Source organism: Halocalculus aciditolerans (assembly GCF_014647475.1).
In the GTDB taxonomy this organism is placed as follows: Archaea; Halobacteriota; Halobacteria; order Halobacteriales; family Halobacteriaceae; genus Halocalculus; species Halocalculus aciditolerans.
In genome coordinates, this window is record NZ_BMPG01000003.1 from 1 (window position 1) to 17361 (window position 17361).

Annotated in this window: 10 protein-coding genes, 1 pseudogene and 1 CRISPR repeat array; of the genes and pseudogenes, 7 read left to right on the top strand and 4 right to left on the bottom strand. The window is 65.5% G+C overall.

Going from position 1 to position 17361, the window contains the following annotated elements; translation table 11 throughout:
* The first annotated feature begins 584 nt into the window (after window positions 1-584).
* From IEY26_RS11115 to IEY26_RS11125, 3 genes are all read left to right on the top strand, one after another.
* On the top strand, window positions 585-1442 hold the full coding sequence (locus tag IEY26_RS11115; RefSeq protein ID WP_188978960.1) for a hypothetical protein: 858 nt from the start codon (window positions 585-587) through the stop codon (window positions 1440-1442).
* A gap of 520 nt (window positions 1443-1962) precedes the next feature.
* Window positions 1963-2839: direct repeats of the CRISPR family, unit length 30 nt; unit sequence GTTACAGACGAACCCTTGATGGGTTGAAGC.
* A 468-nt stretch (window positions 2840-3307) separates the two neighbouring features.
* Window positions 3308-5374, top strand: a complete 2067-nt coding sequence (locus IEY26_RS11120; protein WP_188978962.1) for a hypothetical protein — start codon at window positions 3308-3310, stop codon at window positions 5372-5374.
* A 126-nt stretch (window positions 5375-5500) separates the two neighbouring features.
* Window positions 5501-7543, top strand: coding sequence for a hypothetical protein (locus IEY26_RS11125; RefSeq protein WP_188978964.1), 2043 nt, complete (start codon window positions 5501-5503; stop codon window positions 7541-7543).
* On the opposite strand, the gene IEY26_RS11130 is transcribed toward IEY26_RS11125, so the two are convergent.
* Window positions 7540-8001: a universal stress protein gene (locus tag IEY26_RS11130; RefSeq protein WP_188978966.1), complete on the bottom strand. Its 462-nt coding sequence runs from the start codon at window positions 7999-8001 to the stop codon at window positions 7540-7542. The genes IEY26_RS11125 and IEY26_RS11130 overlap by 4 nt on opposite strands.
* Before the next feature lie 159 nt (window positions 8002-8160).
* Here IEY26_RS11130 and IEY26_RS11135 point away from each other — a divergent pair.
* Window positions 8161-9662: pseudogene (locus IEY26_RS11135) on the top strand (TrkH family potassium uptake protein).
* Window positions 9663-9767: 105 nt separating this feature from the next.
* Here the strand turns inward: IEY26_RS11135 and IEY26_RS11140 are convergent.
* On the bottom strand, window positions 9768-9992 hold the full coding sequence (locus IEY26_RS11140; protein WP_188978968.1) for a hypothetical protein: 225 nt from the start codon (window positions 9990-9992) through the stop codon (window positions 9768-9770).
* A gap of 377 nt (window positions 9993-10369) precedes the next feature.
* Between IEY26_RS11140 and IEY26_RS11145 the strand changes: the two genes are divergently transcribed.
* The 3 genes from IEY26_RS11145 to IEY26_RS11155 are packed head-to-tail and all read left to right on the top strand — an operon-like array spanning window position 10370 to window position 14637.
* Window positions 10370-12817: a ribonucleoside-diphosphate reductase subunit alpha gene (locus IEY26_RS11145; protein ID WP_188978970.1), complete on the top strand. Its 2448-nt coding sequence runs from the start codon at window positions 10370-10372 to the stop codon at window positions 12815-12817.
* Complete coding sequence (locus tag IEY26_RS11150) at window positions 12814-13803, top strand: ribonucleotide-diphosphate reductase subunit beta (protein ID WP_188978972.1); 990 nt, start codon at window positions 12814-12816, stop codon at window positions 13801-13803. The genes IEY26_RS11145 and IEY26_RS11150 overlap by 4 nt, the downstream gene beginning before the upstream one ends.
* Window positions 13804-13854: 51 nt before the next feature.
* Complete coding sequence (locus tag IEY26_RS11155; RefSeq protein ID WP_188978974.1) at window positions 13855-14637, top strand: hypothetical protein; 783 nt, start codon at window positions 13855-13857, stop codon at window positions 14635-14637.
* A gap of 21 nt (window positions 14638-14658) precedes the next feature.
* On the opposite strand, the gene IEY26_RS11160 is transcribed toward IEY26_RS11155, so the two are convergent.
* Window positions 14659-15135 (bottom strand): acyl-CoA thioesterase, encoded by a 477-nt coding sequence (locus IEY26_RS11160; RefSeq protein ID WP_188978976.1) that lies wholly within the window; start codon window positions 15133-15135, stop codon window positions 14659-14661.
* A gap of 63 nt (window positions 15136-15198) precedes the next feature.
* Window positions 15199-17235, bottom strand: a complete 2037-nt coding sequence (locus tag IEY26_RS11165; RefSeq protein WP_229774046.1) for an ABC transporter ATP-binding protein — start codon at window positions 17233-17235, stop codon at window positions 15199-15201.
* Between the last annotated feature and the right edge of the window lie 126 nt (window positions 17236-17361).

The window sequence follows — 17361 nt, forward strand, 5'->3', positions numbered from 1 at the left end:
TCGGACCTAGTAGTCGGAAGCGGCGGGCCTTAAGCCCATCGGCTTCCAAGGTCCGACTCGCCGAAGCGTGTTCGGCGCGACGTTCGCATCTCATCCGAGTACCAGGATACACTTAAGGACATCGTTCCAAGCTCGGTTAGACCGAGCCGGCGTCGACCCCAGCCGGAATGAGTGCGTCGGTAGCGCGGGAGTAGACCCGGCCACCTCATCGTTCGCAACTCATTCGAAGCGTGGGGAATACATAAGGCCTCCGAACCGGCCTCGTGAGAGGCGAGTCGGAGGGGATCCCCGGAATCGGATGCATGCGTCGGTAGCACGGGGTGACCCCGGCCACCTCATCGTTCGCATTTGTTCCGAGTGCCGGGCTACACTTAAGCCGCACGATGTGGATTTTCGGAGGGCCGGAGCGAGTGATACTTATTCGTCGACGTCTACGGCGGCAAGGTCGCGAGAGGAACAGATACAGTAGATAGACGTTCACACGACTGAATGGCGATATTCTGGACCTCTAGTGAGTTCCGAGACGAGTTCGTCGTGATCGATGGTTCAGAAAGCTTTCATAATTGCTGTGTCTCTCAGATAGCATGCGTCGTCGTCAGTTCCTCGCAACTGGGACAGCCCTCCTTTCGGTGTCGCTCGCCGGGTGTGCGCACCCGGCCGTCGTATTGGATATGGATGCGGCGTCGGCAGACGACATCGCGCGCGAGCGCGCGACACCTGTCGATTCGGGATCGGAAGCGTACACCGTCGTCGCCAAGGCGAGAACGAACGGTTCAGCGACCCGGAGCGGGCTGCGTGGCCTGTTTGACGACGGCGAGACGGTCCGAGTCAACGGGCAGTTCTACGACGTCGCGGAGACGCCGGTCGGGAGCAGCGAGGTGACAGTGTACGACGTCCTCGTGGATTTCAACCCTGAAAATTCGACGGCTGAGACGGGCGAGGTCCGCTACGAGGACCTGCCGCGGGTGGATCGAAACCACCTCGAGTCGGTCTTCGCGCACGACACTCACCAGGAGGGGGACGGATTCGACGTCGGCGTGGGCTACGGGCCCGCGGACGACCTCAAGGGTGAATCCGTGTTCGTCCCGACACAGCGATACGATATCCTGATTCGGGACGGGAACCGGTATCGGGTCAAGGTCGAGTCGGAGACAGCGTCGAAGACGACGTACGAGTACGAGGTGACGGAAGTAGCGTCGAGCGTCGAGGCGTATGCGGAGCAGCTCCGCGAACGATACCTGTTCGAACTCACGGAACTCACCGCGGAGGAGCGGTCGGTCGTCGAGGAAGCAATCGACGGTGGCTACTTCGACGATAGTGACGCGTTCCGCTCGGTCGTCGAGACGATTCGGTCCCACGACGGGTTAGACGTCAACGAGTCCTACGGCACGTGGCTCGTAGCGTACGAAAACACCGACTACGTCACGTACACGGAGTGGTGACAGCAGTTCGGGCGAGTCGGTTCGGAATCAAAGCCGACAACCCGACTCGGTAATGCGGTCGCAGTCCGGATTGACGACAGTGGGGACGACTCCCACCGGACGATATCGAGTCCGCTCACCCCAGACGAGATGAACGAACCCGTGCACGCTCGCCCGCCGCGCGACGCACACTACAAGCACGCCGCCGGTGGGACGACCGGCACGTCGAACCAGTCCACTGAACCCAATACGCCATTCGTCGACAGTCAAATCGGCCCGAGTACGTAGTCGAAACCGGTATGCGCAACCGGAACGAGGAGCAGCGGTACTCGCCGTGTTTCCCTCCGAATCCCACGACAACGTCGGACAAACCACCCAGAGCCGCGCACACTGCCGAACGGATTCCAGTCGACCGCGACGGATTCGACTCAGAAAACGACGCATCCGTCGACCCCCCGGGGAAACAGGGGTACCGACGGTCGACGGAAACACCCAAGTGAAAACCGGCTGTAGGAGCGTTGAGTGCCCAGAGCCGGGCACCGTTACAGACGAACCCTTGATGGGTTGAAGCCTCGGTGTGGCCGATGAGGAGCGCGGAGCCCTGCTTGTTACAGACGAACCCTTGATGGGTTGAAGCTACCGGGTATCGGGCCGCTGACGAGCACGCAAACGAGTTACAGACGAACCCTTGATGGGTTGAAGCCGCCCGTGAAGTGGCGCATCGGCGCACCGACCGAGTTACAGACGAACCCTTGATGGGTTGAAGCCCGTGGAAGGCCCGCCATGACACGACAAGAGTTAAGAGTTACAGACGAACCCTTGATGGGTTGAAGCCCGGTCTTTGTCACATCACTGCTGTCTCCCTCGTGTTACAGACGAACCCTTGATGGGTTGAAGCGCCTAAGTGCTCAGACGAGCGATTTTGTCGCAGGAGTTACAGACGAACCCTTGATGGGTTGAAGCCCGGTTCGCGCGGCCGCCGTCGCTGGCGTCGTCAAAGTTACAGACGAACCCTTGATGGGTTGAAGCGCGCAGATGCCGCTCGGCAAAAGTGACGGGAGCGTGTTACAGACGAACCCTTGATGGGTTGAAGCAACGTCTAATCCCATCGGGCCAAAGTACGTCGTCAGGTTACAGACGAACCCTTGATGGGTTGAAGCGACCGCCGCGGCATCGACGTCGATATCGACGTCTTGTTACAGACGAACCCTTGATGGGTTGAAGCCCGCTCTCGACCGGAATCTCCATCACCGCGGCCTCGTTACAGACGAACCCTTGATGGGTTGAAGCGATCTGATCCGCTCGGTAGCCGACTTTCGCCCCGCGTTACAGACGAACCCTTGATGGGTTGAATCCTTCTCGCCGCCCTTCCACGGAACGGTCTTGGTGTTACAGACGAACCCTTGATGGGTTGAAGCCCAGCAACAGCTACGTGAGTAGAAAGGAGAGGGGTGTGTCGAGTGACACGCCCGCCTCACTCAAACCAGTTAGTCGTGAGTCTCGAAGGGACTAATCCTTTTCGCGTTACAGACGAACCCTTGATGGGTTGAAGCGTCATCGATATCGTCGCCTTCGCCGGCCTCACCGTGTTACAGATGTCGTCTCGGATGAACTCGGTCGTTTTCGAACCTGCCACCGCCCGTCAGTGTACTTCCGAATCAAACGGGTCTACGAGGGGAGGAGTCAAGGTCTAGATCCGGGTGGTACGGTTAGCGGACGGTTTGGTTTCTTAGGAAGCAGACGGTCCCGGTCGGAGAAGGGACGGACTACAGACGGCGAGTTCTGACATCGGAGCGGAGCGGAAGTGGCGTCCGTCAGACACCGTCTAGCCGAACGGTGGGAGAGACAAGGATAAACGTCTCGGCGTCGATACATACTCCCAGTAGATGCCGACATGTGACGGCGGCGGGAAGAGGCCGGTGCGGTTCGAGCGCGCCGACGACGGCCTGGGCGTCGTCGTCACCGATACCGTCGAGGAGCGCTCGGTGACGGTGCACACCGACCAGCCGCCGTCGTTCGCGCCGTCGGACCCCGACTCCTTCGTCGCGCCGCTCGACGACGCCGTGACGTTCTACGCGAACGAGCTCAGCGTCGAGGGCGTGAGTTCGGTGTCGGTCTTCGACGAGCGCGGTGATCACGTCCGGGGGCTCGGAGCCGGCGGCGCGGCGTTCCCGCGCGGAACGTACTACCTGAACGTTCAGTCGGAAGTGCAACTGTACATTCGGGTGTTCGACACGGCGATAGAGACGCAAGGGGGGGATGCGGGGACTAGCCAATATATCGACGTCTCTGCCGGCGGGCCGACGCGCGTCGAGGTCGGCGCGCGGTCGCGCCACGAGCGCCCGGCGGCGACGATAACGGTGGGCGACGACCCGGAGGACGCGATGGCGGCCGTGAGCTATCTGGGGTCAGGAATGAAGGAGTGGAGCGCGGAGCGGTCGTGGCCGACGATTCGCGGCCACCCGCCCGCCATCGAGCGCGGCGGGGGGTTGCACGTCCCCGACGACCTCTCGAAGCCGGAGACCGGTGTGAGGGTGTGCGTCCCCAAGTCGCACGCGGCGGTGTACCGGGTCGCGCCGCTCGCATACTATCTCGGCGCGACCGTCGAACCTGCCGACGGCGCGGCGACCGTTCTCTGTCTCGAGAACGGCTACGAGGAGCGACTCGGAACGGGGAGAAGCGTGGAGCGTCGCGTCGACGACCTGCTCGCGCGGTGTCTCTTCCTCGACTCGCTCGTGCGTATCGGCGGCTACTACGAGTTCGAGCGCTACGAGTACGAGACGGTCGGCGGCCGCCTCCCGTTCTATCCGCCGGAGCTCTACGATGCGACGCTCAGCGAGCAGTTGATGGAGTACCTCGACGTTTCGTCGGGCGATATCGAGCCCTACCTGCCGGAGTGGCCGCTCACCGCCGTGCTCCGCGACGCCCCCGCGGACGTCGAACTCCTCCCGTATCTCGTGAACGACCTCGCCCGCGTGCACGTTACGCCGCACGGCGAGGCGACCGGGACCCCGAAATCGTCGGTCCCGCGGTCGATGATCGTGGGCGACAGCAGCACAGAATCGCCCGCGAGAACCGCCGCGCTCAGCGTCGACGCCTACGAGCGAGGGGTGGACGCCGTCATCGGGGAGCGAGCGGAGGTCGTGGTGGTTGCCGCGCCGGAGACCGTCGATCTCGTCGAGACCGTCTCGGCCGACCGCCTCGCCCAGAACCCCAGTGTCGCGTGCGTCGACGACAGAAGCCGAGCTGCCGTCGCCGACGCGCTCGAGCGCGACGCCGACGTCGTCCTCGTCGGCGTAGCCGCGTCGAACGGCACCGTCGCCTGCCGGGACGGCGGGCTCTCCCTCACCAGCCTCGACGTCGACGCGTCGACGGTGGTCTTCACCGACGGCGATGCTGTATCCGCTCGTCGAGCCGTCGACGCCGGCGCGCTCGACGCGGTCGCACTCGCGGGCGACTCCGAACGGGCCGGGCGTGTCGCCGGCTACCTCGCCGCCGGCTGCACGCACACCGACGCGGTCCGGGCCGCGGCCGCGGACGCGCCGTGGTGGCTCGCCGGCGACCCACAGCGAGTCGTCGCGTCCGACGACGAGCAGGTCTGGATGGAGCTCCGGGTCGACTCCGTCGCCCCGGACGAACACGACGTGACGTACACCCCGCTCCCGCGGAAACACCACCGGTTAGGGAGCGTCGTCTGGGTGCAGGACGACGCGATAGCGGACGTCCACAGCCTCGTCGGCGTCACCGTGTCACTGGACGCCCCCGTCAGCACCGAGACCGTCCTCGAACTCACAGCGGGCCCCGAATACCTCCTCACGCTCAACGGCGAGCGCATCCACGACCGCTCGCGCGTGACAGAAGCACTCGTGCGCGACTCCGCGGAGCGAGCGCTCGCCGAAACGGCACCGAACGACGACGGGCCTCGAGAGGAGTCCGAATGGCGGGCGGAGTGACGAGGAGACCGTGACCGCGAAGCGGACGACCGCACCCGAGCGCGCGGCCACATACCGCGATCCCCCACCCGTGCGACCGCACCACAGAAACCCGTAAACCATCCCAATGCCAAAGACACCTTCAGAATGACCAGCGGGCGACACGACACGGGGAACCCCATCACCTTCGCGCGCGCCGACGACGACCACGGCATCGTCGTCACCGACGAAATCGAAGACCACTCCCTCGCCATCCACACCGACGAACCCCCCGCCATCGCCCCCTCCGACCCCGACTCCTTCATCGCCCCCCTCGACGACGCCGTCACCTTCTACGCCAGCGAACTCGAAATCGACGAAGTCAGCTCGGTCTCCGTCTTCGACGAATACGGGAATCACCTCCGAGGAATCGGAGCCGAAACAGTGGAGTTCGAACGGGGAACGTACTATCTGAATATTCTGTCCCCGTTTGTCGGGTATATCAGGCTGTTCGAAACCGAGTTCGAGGTACGAGCTTCCAGCGGACCCGGAGGAGGGCTAGAAGTGACTGTCGCGTGTAGAGGCTCGACGCGAATCGAGGTCGGGGCGCGCTCCGAGCATTCCCAGCCAGCAGCGACGATCACCGTATCTGACGACCTACAAGACGTCGCAGAAGCCATCTCTCATCTCGGTTCTGGAATCAAAGAGTGGAGTTGCGAACGGTCGTGGCCGACCTTACGAGGGCACTCCCCAGCAGTCGAACGTGGGGCCGAGCTACACATTCCAGGTGAGGTCACTAAACCAGATACGGGAATCACAATCGAGGTCCCGAACTCACGGCTCGCCATGTATCGAGTCGCGACGCTCGCAACGTACGTAGGTGCAGAAGTCACGATAGGCGACCGCGACGAGACGACCCTTCGCCTCGAGAACGGGTACAGCGAGTCGCTCGGAGCTGGAGTCGGTGCCGAGTCGAAAATCGACGCCTTGCTCGGAAAGACGTTCTTCCTGGATTCGCTCGTACGCATCGGTGGCTACTACAACTTCGACCGATACGAATACGAGAAAGTCGGAAGCCACCTCCCGTTTTCACCACCCGAACTCTACGATGCTACTATCAGCGAGCAGTTGATGGAATACCTCGAAGTCTCTCTCAGCGATGTCGAGCGGTATCTCCCGGAATGGCCGCTGACCGCAGTTGTTCGCGACACCCCCGAAGACGTCGGTGTTCTACCGTACCTCGCAAACGACCTCGCACGAATCCACACGGTGAGAGGGGAGGACACGACGACCAAGGTTTCACCATCGATGAGTGTCGGATACACGGGCGCAGACGCTCCGGCCGGAATTGCTCAGATCCGTTCGGACTCGTATGAGCGAGGAATCGATGTGCCGATGTCGACCCAGGAGGAAGCGCGGTGCATCGTCATCGGCGCACCTGAAGCGCTGGCCTCGTCGACCGCGGTAGCTGCGAGTCAAACACCGAACGACGTCGAGATATCGATAACGAGCGTTCCACCGAGCCGAGAGGAGGTTCGGTCCGCACTCGAGAGTGTCGCCGACTGCGCCGTCGTCGGTGTTCCGGCGAACGAGGGTATTCTCACCTGCAGTAACGGTTCCCTCTCTCTCAGTGAAGTCGCCATCGAAGTATCGACGGTTCTCCTCACGAATAGCGGCCGTGAGACAGCGTCACGGGCTGTCGATGCCGGCGCACTCAACGCCGTCGCAGTTGGGGGTGACGACGCTGGCACGGGAAGGATTGCCGGGTACCTGCTCGGTGGCTGTACGCTGGCCGATTCGACGAAGCAAGCCGCCATCGAACCACAGTGGTGGTTAGTCGGAAACCCGACTCGAGCAACTATCGTTGGACCCGCCGGACCACCTGGCCGAATCGAAGTCGAATCCGTAACGCCGGACTCGCATCGAGTTGCAGAGAACTTCCGTTACGAAGGCGCACACAGATTTGGCGGGGCCGTACTGGACCGGAATAAGTCACTCCCGGACAAACACTTCCTCATCGGCACAACTATCGACCTGGATATTCCGGTAGAGACGGAGGTGATCACCAAGATGGCCGAGAAACCGGGGACTCTCCTCACGCTCAACGGTGAGCGGATTCACGATCTGTCGCGGGTGACCGAGGAGTTCGTGCGGGCGTCGGCGAGGGAGGCGGTGGCGGAGCGGACCGAGGCGGAGCGGGAGTCGCGTTAGTCGCGGCGGTGTTCGTCGAGGCGGACGGTGAGGACGGGGACGTGGGCTTGGCGGAGGACGCGTTCGGTGGTGCTGCCGAGGGCGGCGCGTTCGGGGCCGCTGCGGCCGTGGGTGGCCATGACGATGAGGTCGATGTCGTTCTCGTCGGCGTAGGCGAGGATTTCGTCGTGGGGGATGCCGGTGCGGACGGCGGTGACGGCGTCGACGTCGGCGCGTTTGGCTGCGCCTTCGATGGATTTCACGGCGGTGTCGGCGTCGACGCGGATGTCGGATTGGACGTCGGGCCAGACGGCGTCTCGGACGATGCTGCGGACGCGGGTGTCGACGACGTAGAGCGCGTGGATACGGGCGTCGTGTTGGGTGGCGAGTTCGATGGCTTGGTCGAGGTAGGGCTGGGTGCCGCCGCTGCCGTCGGTGGGGACGAGGATGTCGTCGTAGGAGAGGTCGGTGTCGGGCACACTGTAGAGTATGCGCGGACGGGGAGTTAGGGTTTTGCGTGACGGTGTCACGGAGCGGCGAAGCCAGTAGGAATAAGCCGCGTGCTCGCGGGCGATAGGGTAGTGAACGTATCGGGAGAGAACGGAGGGGGCGGCCGGGGACGGCCGGTTGGGTCGTAGATGTCGCTCCGCGTGGATTGGCGGGTGAGCGTGGCGCTGATGGGAATGGTCGTGAAGTGGCTGTGGGTGCCGTTGTGTCTGCCGCTGGCGCTCGCGCTCTACGACGGGACGGCGGTGGTGCCGTTCGCGGTGCCGATGGTGGGGGCGGCGGTCGCGGGAGCGGGGTTGGAGCGACTGACCGGGAAGCGCGAGTTGGAGGTGCGAGAGGCGTTCTTGATGGTGGCGTTGACGTGGTTGAGCGTGGCGGTGGTGGGGGCGGTGCCGTTCGTGCTGGCGGGCGTGGGGACGATTGCTGAGCCGGTGAACGCGCTGTTCGAGAGCATGAGCGGGGTGACGACGACGGGGGCGACGGTGCTCGTGGATTTCGACGCGCACTCGCGGGCGGTGTTGTTGTGGCGGTCGACGCTCCAGTGGCTGGGCGGGCTGGGGATCCTGGTGTTGGCGACGGCGGTGTTGAGTCAGCTCTCGGTCGGCGGGGCGCAGTTGATGGAGACGGAGACGCAGACGCAGGACGTCACGCGGTTGACGCCGAAGATCTCGGAGACGGCGGCGTTGCTGTGGAAGCTCTACATCGGGTTGACGGCGCTGCAGGTGGGCGTGCTCTACGCGCTGCATCTGGTCGGGTTCGCGCCGTCGATGACGGCGTTCGACGCGGTGGCGCACGCGTTCACGACGATTTCGACGAGCGGGTTCTCGCCGCGCGGGGCGAGCATCGCGGCGTTCTCGCCGGCGGTGCAGTGGGTCATCATCCCCTTCATGGTGACGGGGGCGACGAGTTTCATTCTGCTCTACGCGGTGACGCGGGGCGAGTTCTCGCGGCTCCGGGAGAGCGAGGAGTTCCGGTTCTACCTCGGGGTGCTCGCGCTCTTCACGCTGGCTATCGCGGGGATTCGCGTGCTGAACGCGCCGCCGGGAGCGGAGATAGGGGTCGAGGCGACGGCGCGGCACACGCTCTTCCAGGTGGTGTCGATAGTGACGACGACGGGGTACGCGAGCACGGACTTCAATCTCTGGACGCCGGGGGCGAAGCACCTGCTCTTCCTCTGTATGTTCATCGGCGGGATGGCGGGGAGCACGACGTGTTCGATCAAGGCGTTCCGGTGGCTCGTCGTGTTGAAGACGTTCCGTCGCGACCTCCTGGTGTCGGCGTCGCCGAGCGTCGTGAAGCCGGTTCGGCTGACGGGGAGCGTCGTCGACGAGGACACGATTCGCGACATCTACTCGTACACGCTCGTCGGGCTGGTGTGTTTCGCGGCGGGTCGATTTTCGTCGTCGTGGACACGTCTCGGTCGGGGCTCGTGGTGTCGGAGTTCGAGGCGATGAGCGCGACGGCGTCGACGTTCTTCAACATCGGCCCGGCGTTCGGGCTGGCGGGCCCGCTCGCGAGCTACGAGCCGTTCCCGCGCTCGACGAAGGTCGCGATGACGCTCATGATGTGGGTGGGGCGCATCGAAATCATCCCGGTGCTCGTGTTGTTGACGCCGTCGTACTGGCGAGGGTGAGAGAGCACGGTCGAGTCGGCTCTTGGCGACGGAATCGGGAGCGTGTAGCAAGAGGGCGTCAGTCGGGGATGGGGAAGGCGTCAGTCAGCGGAGCACGTGCGGCCGTCAGTTGGGCGTGTGGTCGCGGCCGGCGACGAGGGCGAGGACGTTGGCGGCGAAGAGAGGGACGAGCGTCAGCGGGTCGGTCGTACCGGTGAGGGTGAGGGCGAGAACGGCGAACGGGAGAGCGACCGCGCTCCAGAACGCGATGGCGCGGACTGGGCGGAGTGCGACGCGGGCGGTGCGGCTCGCGTAGCGGTCGAGGACGGTCGTGGGTTGGCGGGTCGACATCTGGCGTGTGCCTCCACTTCTGTCCAGGGACCGCGACCCCATATACCCGACAGGCCCTTGAGGTGTTTTCACGGCGAGAAAGCGCGTGAACTCGGCGAGTGAGACGTTTCGAGAGATATTTAGACGCTTTACCGAGCGTTTTGCGGTCTTCTCGTGGCTGGTGCGGGTGTGGCCGTCGATTCGGGCGCGGGTTCGGTGGGGAGGGGACGCCCACGCCGTTAATCAACTAGCGTTGAACTACTGCAACTGTGGTTGGCAACTTTTATGGGTGGGCGGCGCGGACAGGAGTGTACACCCGCCGGGGCGTCGTCCCGGACGGACAGACGGTAGCGAGAGACACGAGCAGCACCGGCTATCGGAACGACGACTACGACACTATGAGCCACGCGACCACCGACAGCGACGCGACCGTCCGGCGACTGCTGGACGACGCACGAACAGCCACCGAGATCGAGATCGAAATCGACGAGCTCGTCGAGGACGCCGAGCGCGGTCTGCCGAGCGACCCGACGCGCGAGCAGCGCTACGAGGCCGCCATCGGCGCGGCGACGGCCCGCGCGGAACGCGGCCCCGCCTACGACGACCTCGCCGCCGCGCTCCACCGACGCCAGTACGAGGAGACGCACTTCGGCGAGCCGCTCTCCGGCTTCGACCGCGATAAGGCGTATCGAGCGGCGTTCGTCGAGAACCTCCGCGAAGCCGACGAACACGGCCTCCTCGACGAGCGCATGCTCGACACCTTCGACCTCGACGCGCTCGCCGACGAGCTGGAACCGGAGCGCGACCACGACTTCGGCTACATGGCGCTCGACACCCTCCACCAGCGCTACTACCTCCGCGAGGGGCCGGACAGCGAGCCCTTAGAGCTCCCGCAGGCCTTCTGGATGCGGGTCGCGATGGGGCTCGCGCTCGAAGAGGACGACCCGCAAGCGCGCGCGGTCGAGTTCTACGGCGTCCTCTCCCGCTTCGAGTTCACGCCCTCGACGCCGACGCTCTTCCACGCGGGCACCGCCCACCCTCAGCTCTCCTCGTGCTACCTCACGACGATGGAGGACGACCTGGAGGGAATCTTCGACGGCTACAAGGGCCACGCGAAGCTCTCGAAGTGGAGCGGCGGCCTCGGGAACGACTGGACGAACGTCCGCGCCGCCGGCAGCCGCATCGAATCCACCGGCGTCGAGTCGACGGGCGTCGTCCCCTTCCTCCGTATCTCGAACGACGTCACGTCCGCCATCAATCGCTCCGGGAAGCGCCGCGGGGCCGCCGCCGCCTATCTCGCCCCGTGGCATCTCGACTACCCGGACTTCCTCGACCTCAAGCGGAACACGGGCGACGAGCGCCGCCGCACGCCGGACATGAACACCGCGGCGTGGATCCCCGACCTCTTCATGGAACGCGTCGAAGAAGGCGGCGAGTGGACGCTCTTCTCGCCGAACGAGGTGCCGGAGCTCCACGAGACCTACGGCGAGGAGTTCCGCGAGCAGTACGAGAAGTACGAGGAGAAGGCGGAGAACGGCGAACTCCGGCAGTACGAGACGCGCGACGCCGAGGCACTCTGGCGGCAGACGCTCACGCGGCTCTTCGAGACCGGCCACCCGTGGATTACGTTCAAGGACCCGTCCAACATCCGGTCGCCGCAGGACCACGAGGGCGTCGTCCACTCGTCCAATCTCTGCACGGAAATCACGCTGAACACGAGCGAGGACGAAACCGCAGTGTGCAACCTCGGGAGCGTGAACTTCGAGACGCACGTCTCTGATTCCGAGCTCGACCGCGAGCGCCTCGCGGAGACCATCGAGACGGCGATGCGGATGCTCGACAACGTCGTCGACCTCTGCTTCTACCCCACCGAAAAGGCCGAGCGCTCGAACATGCGCCATCGGCCCGTCGGCCTCGGCGTGATGGGGTTCCACGCGGCCCTGATGGCCTGCGGGATTCCGATGCGGAGCGAAGACGCCGTCGAGAAGGCGAACCGGTGGCAGGAGTTCGTCTCCTACCACGCCATCCTCGAATCCTCGAAGCTCGCGAAAGAGCGGGGGACGTACGACTCCTACGAGGGGTCGAAGTGGGACCGCGGACTCCTCCCGCAGGACACCGTCGACGTGCTGGAAGAAGAGCGGGGTCGGGAGATTCCGACGGACCGCTCGGAGTCGATGGACTGGTTCGTCGTGCGCGAGCACGTCGCCGAGCACGGGATGCGGAACTCGAACACGATGGCGGTCGCGCCGACGGCGACCGTCTCCACCATCAACGGCACGACGCCGAGCATCGAGCCGGTGTACGCGAACCTCTACGTGAAGTCGAACATGAGCGGCGATTTCACGATTCGGAACGACTACCTCGTCGACGACCTCGAAGAGCGCGGTCTCTGGGACGAGGACCTCCGCGACCGCCTGAAGTACCACGACGGCTCCGTGCAGGAGATCGACCGCGTTCCCGACGACCTCCAGGAGCTCTACCGGGGGGCGTTCGAAATCGACCCGCGCCACCAGCTCCGCCTCACGGCCCACCGGGGGACGTGGATCGACCAGTCGATTTCACATAACGTCTTCTTCCCGAGCACGGACGGGAGCCTGCTCGACGACGTCTACCGCGAAGCCTGGAAGCTCGGCGTGAAGACGACCTACTACCTGCGGACGCTCGGCGCGTCTCAGTTCGAGAAGTCCACTCTCGACATGCACGAGTACGGGAAAACCCAACATCGGGGCGACGACGCGGGAGACGGAAGCGGCGAGACCGCGGCCGACGGCGGCGAGCCGAAGGGCGAGAGCGGGGGGGACGAGCTCTGCCGGGTCGAAGACCCGACCTGTGAGGCCTGTCAATGATTCTGGATCACGACGCCGAACACGACCCGAACAAGATACTGCCCATCGACTACGACTGGGCGCGCGAGTATTACGAGGCGGGCGTGGCGAACAACTGGGTGCCCGCCGAAGTGCCGATGGGGGACGACGTCCGCCAGTGGCAGGGCGACGAGCTCAGCGACGCGGAGCGCCAGCTCGTCGAGTGGAACCTCGGGTTCTTCTCGACGGCGGAGTCCCTCACGGCGAACAACATCGTGCTCGCGCTCTACGAGTACATCACCGCGCCCGAGTGCCGGCAGTACCTCCTGCGGCAGGCCTACGAGGAGGCGATTCACACGGACACGTTCATCTACTGCTGCGATAGCCTGGGGTTCGAGCCGGACTACCTCTACGGGATGTACGACCGCATTCCGAGCATCGAGGCGAAAGACGAGTTCGTCGTCGACCTCACGCAGACCGTCGACGACGACGATTTCACCATCGAGACGGACGACGACCTCCGCGAGTTCCTCCGCGACCTCGTCGGGTTCTACGTCATCATGGAGGGCGTGTTCTTCTACGCGGGCTTCGCGATGATGCTCGGCCTAAAAAGACAAGGAAAGATGGCGGGCGTGGGCCAGCAGTTCGAGTACATCATGCGCGACGAATCCCTCCACGTCGGGTTCGGCGTGGACGTCATCAATCAGATCCGCGAGGAGCACCCGGGCGTCTGGACGGACGAGTTCGAGCAGGAGATCACGGACCTCGTTACGGAGGCCGTGGAGTTAGAGCAGATTTACGCGCGGGAGGCCTGCCCGGACGGTCTCGTCGGGATGAGCGCGGACGGCTTCGCGGACTACGTCGAGTACGTCGCGGACCGCCGCCTCGGCCAGCTCGGCATCGACGAGGCCTACGGGACGGGTAATCCGTTCCCGTGGATGAGCGAGCAGGCCGACCTGAACAAGGAGAAGAACTTCTTCGAGACGCAGGTGACGGAGTACCAGCAGGGCGGCCAGCTCGACTGGTAAGCGCTCGAAAAAGTCCGAACGTTTACGCGGTTCCGCGATGACGGACCGGACGTGCCCGCCCTGAAATACGTCCTCGCTGGCGTGTTCGCCCTCCTCCTCGTCGGCGCGGCCGTCGGCGTCGCCGACCCGTTCTACGCGCCGCCGACCGCCGAGCCCGTCGACGCGAGCGACGCACCCCGCGACATGGCTGTGGACGCCCTCGACGCGACCGCGCACGGCGACTACCGCGTCGACTGGGCCGTCTCCTGCGACGACCGTGACTGGTACGAGCGCGACGGTCAGTGCGTCTTCCAGCGCTACCACGTCGAGCACAGCGAGCGCGAGTACATCGCGGACAACGGCGCGCCGTTCGGCGGCGTCGGTCCCGACGTCTACGCCAGCGAAGCCGGGTACGCCGCGTACAACGCGTCGAGCGGCGAGCACGTCGCGTCGAGCGCGGTCCTCCTCTGGGACAATCGCGTGTTCAACAAGAGCCGAATCGCCGACGCCGTCGTCGCGCTGAACGCCACGGTCACGGAAACCCGAGGGAACGGGACGGTCGTCCTCACGGTGGAGAACGACCGCCTCGTCTACGGCATCGCGTCGAACGCCCTCCCGAACCCGGAGCGACCGCCGGACGGCTTCGAGGGCGCGCTCACGCTCCGCGTCGACGCCGAGACGGGGTGGCTCCAGCGCGTCACGACGACCACCCGCTACCCGACGGAGAACGCCACCGGCTCGACGACGTACTACTACGACCGCTGGGGGAACACGACCGTCGAGCGGCCATCTGGGGCGGACCGCGCGCCGCTCGCGTGGCTGCGCGACGCCATCAACTGGGAGTACCGACCGTAGCGGCGGTGAGATGCAGACGTGTCAGGGGGCGGCGGCGAGGGCGCGGCGGCGGTCGAGGGCTTCTTCGCGGAGGGCGGTCTGGTCGTCGGTGGGGCAGGCGAGGTCGGGGACGCTCGTGGGGTGTTCGTCGGCGTCGAGCGCGACGAAAGTGAAGAGGGAGGCGGCGGCTTCGTGGCGTTCGTTTTCGGCGGGGCGTTCGGCGTGGACGGTGACGAGGACGTCCATGCTGGTGTCGCCGGTGTCGAAGACGTAGGCGGTGACGGCGACGACGTCTCCGAGGTCGATGGGGCCGCGGAAGTCGACGTGGTCCATGGAGGCGGTGACGACCTGTTCGCGGGCGAAGCGGCGGGCGGCGATAGCGCCGGTGATGTCCATCCAGTGGAGGACGGTGCCGCCGAGGGCGCGGCCGAGGTTGTTCGTGTGGTTGGGCATGAGGATGCGCGTCGTTTCGGTGTAGGAGTCGGCGAGAGTCGTCGTGTCGTGGTCGCTAGTCGCCATTGGTCGAGGGCAGGCGCTCGCACCCGATAAAACCACTAGAGTTGAATTAAGTAAAGTGAACTTTTATGATTCGTCGGCGTCGCCGTCCCTCGTTTCCGCGAGGTGGCGGCGGGCGCGTTCGACGAAGTCCGGGGTGAGCGCGTCGAGTTCGCCCACTTGTACTTTCCAGAGGTTCGCGTAGAGGCCGTCGGCGTCGAGGAGCGCCTCGTGCGTGCCGTCCTCCACCACGCGGCCGTCGTCGAGGACGAGCACGCGGTCGGCCTGCCGCACGGTCGAGAGCCGGTGAGCGATGACGAACGCCGTGCGGTCCTCGACGAGGTCGGCGAGCGAGCGCTGGATGAGCGCCTCCGTCTCGGTGTCCACGTGACTCGTCGCCTCGTCGAGCACGAGAATCTCGGGGTCTTTCAGGATGGCGCGCGCGAGCGCGACGCGCTGGCGCTGCCCGCCCGAGAGCTTCACCCCCCTCTCGCCGACCATCGTGTCGTAGCCGTCCGGGAGGTTCTCGACGAAGATGTCCGCCTGCGCCGCCTCAGCCGCCGCCTCCACCTCGGCGCGCGTCGCGTCGAACGACCCGTACCGGATGTTTTCCGCCACCGTTCCGAAGAACAAGAAGGGGTCCTGATTCACGTATCCGACTTGCTCGCGGAGGCTCGCGAGGGTCACGTCCCGGACGTCCTGCCCGTCGACGCGAACACTCCCCGCGTCCGGGTCGTAGAGCCGATTGAGGAGTTTGAGGAGGGTGGATTTGCCCGCGCCCGTCGGCCCGACGACGCCGACCGTGCTGCCGCCCGCGACGTCGAAGGAGACGTCGCGGAGGACGGGCCGCGCCGACTCGTCCTCCCCAGTACTGTCCCGTCTGTCGCTCCGGGACGCATCGGGACGAGCCGACGCGTCAGCCGGCGAGGTATCCCCGCGATACGCGAAGTCGACGCCGTCGTATTCGACGCGGCCGTCGTCGACGTCGAGCGGTTCGGCGTCGGGGGCGTCGGTCACCGCGGGTTCGCGGGCGAGGATCTCGTCGACGCGGCGCGCCGCGGCGTTCGCGCGGCCGTAGTCGTCGACGACGCCGCCGAACTGGATGACCGGCCAGATGAACTGCTGGGCGTAGATGGTGAAGGTCACGAACTCGCCGGGAGAGAGCGACCCGGAGAGGCCGAACGGCGGGCCGCTGACGACCCAGTAGCCGCCGAGGAGGAAGACCGTCGCGAACCCGAGACCGGAGATGAGGTTGATGCCCGGGAAGAACGCGACCTGGACCTTGACGGCGCGGAGCGTCGCGTCGAGGTAGTCGCGCGCCGCCTCCCGCACCCGCCCGGCCTCGTGGGCCTCCGCGTGCTCGGTCTTCACCGTCTCGATGCCCGCGACGTTGTTCTCCAGGCGCGCGTTCAGGTCGCCGACGCGCTCGCGCACGCCGAAATACCGCGGTTCGATGACGCGGAGGAAACCGGCCGTGAACGCGCCGAGGACGAGCACCGGGACCATCGTTACCACGGTCAGCGGCGCGTTCAGGAGGAAGAGCACCGAGCCGATGCCGAAGAAGACCGCGAGCACCTCCAGCGACGAGGAGAGGCCGTCTTCGAGGAAGGCCTCGAGCTGGTCGACGTCGTTGTTCAGGACGGCCATGATGTCGCCCGTGCGGCGGCGCGCGAAGAACGCGAGGTCGAGGTCTTGGAGCGCCTCGTAGGCGTCCGTGCGCAGGCCGTACTGGACGGTCTGTGCGAACACCGTCCACGCCCACGCCTGCACCCACGAGAACAGCGCGCCGAACACCGTCGCGGCGGCGAGCAGGCCGACGACGAGTTCGACCTGCGCCCACGCGTCCGTCGGCGTCGCCGCCGCCGGCAGGAGCGGTATCGAGAACACGCGCTGTTCGAGGAAGATCGCGTCCACCGCCAGCCCGACGAGGTACGCGGGCACGAGACTCAGGAGCCGCGCCGCCACCGTCCCCGCAACGCCGGCGGCCGCCCACCCGGCGTTCGCCCGTCCGTACTCGCGGTAGAGCCCCCACATCGGGTTCGCCGTCTCGGCGGTCGCGTCCGCGTCGCTCCCGTCCGAACCCGCATCGCTTCCGACCGCGTCCCCCGCGTCGTCCGCGCTCATCTATCCCGTACTGCGTGGAGGACGCGTTTCACTATGGGGGTTCCAGCGATTCCCCGACGCGACTCTCGGGAGGGGGATAGAGACGTCCGGAGAGCGCAATACCCCTCCCGAGGAACGCTCTTGGGT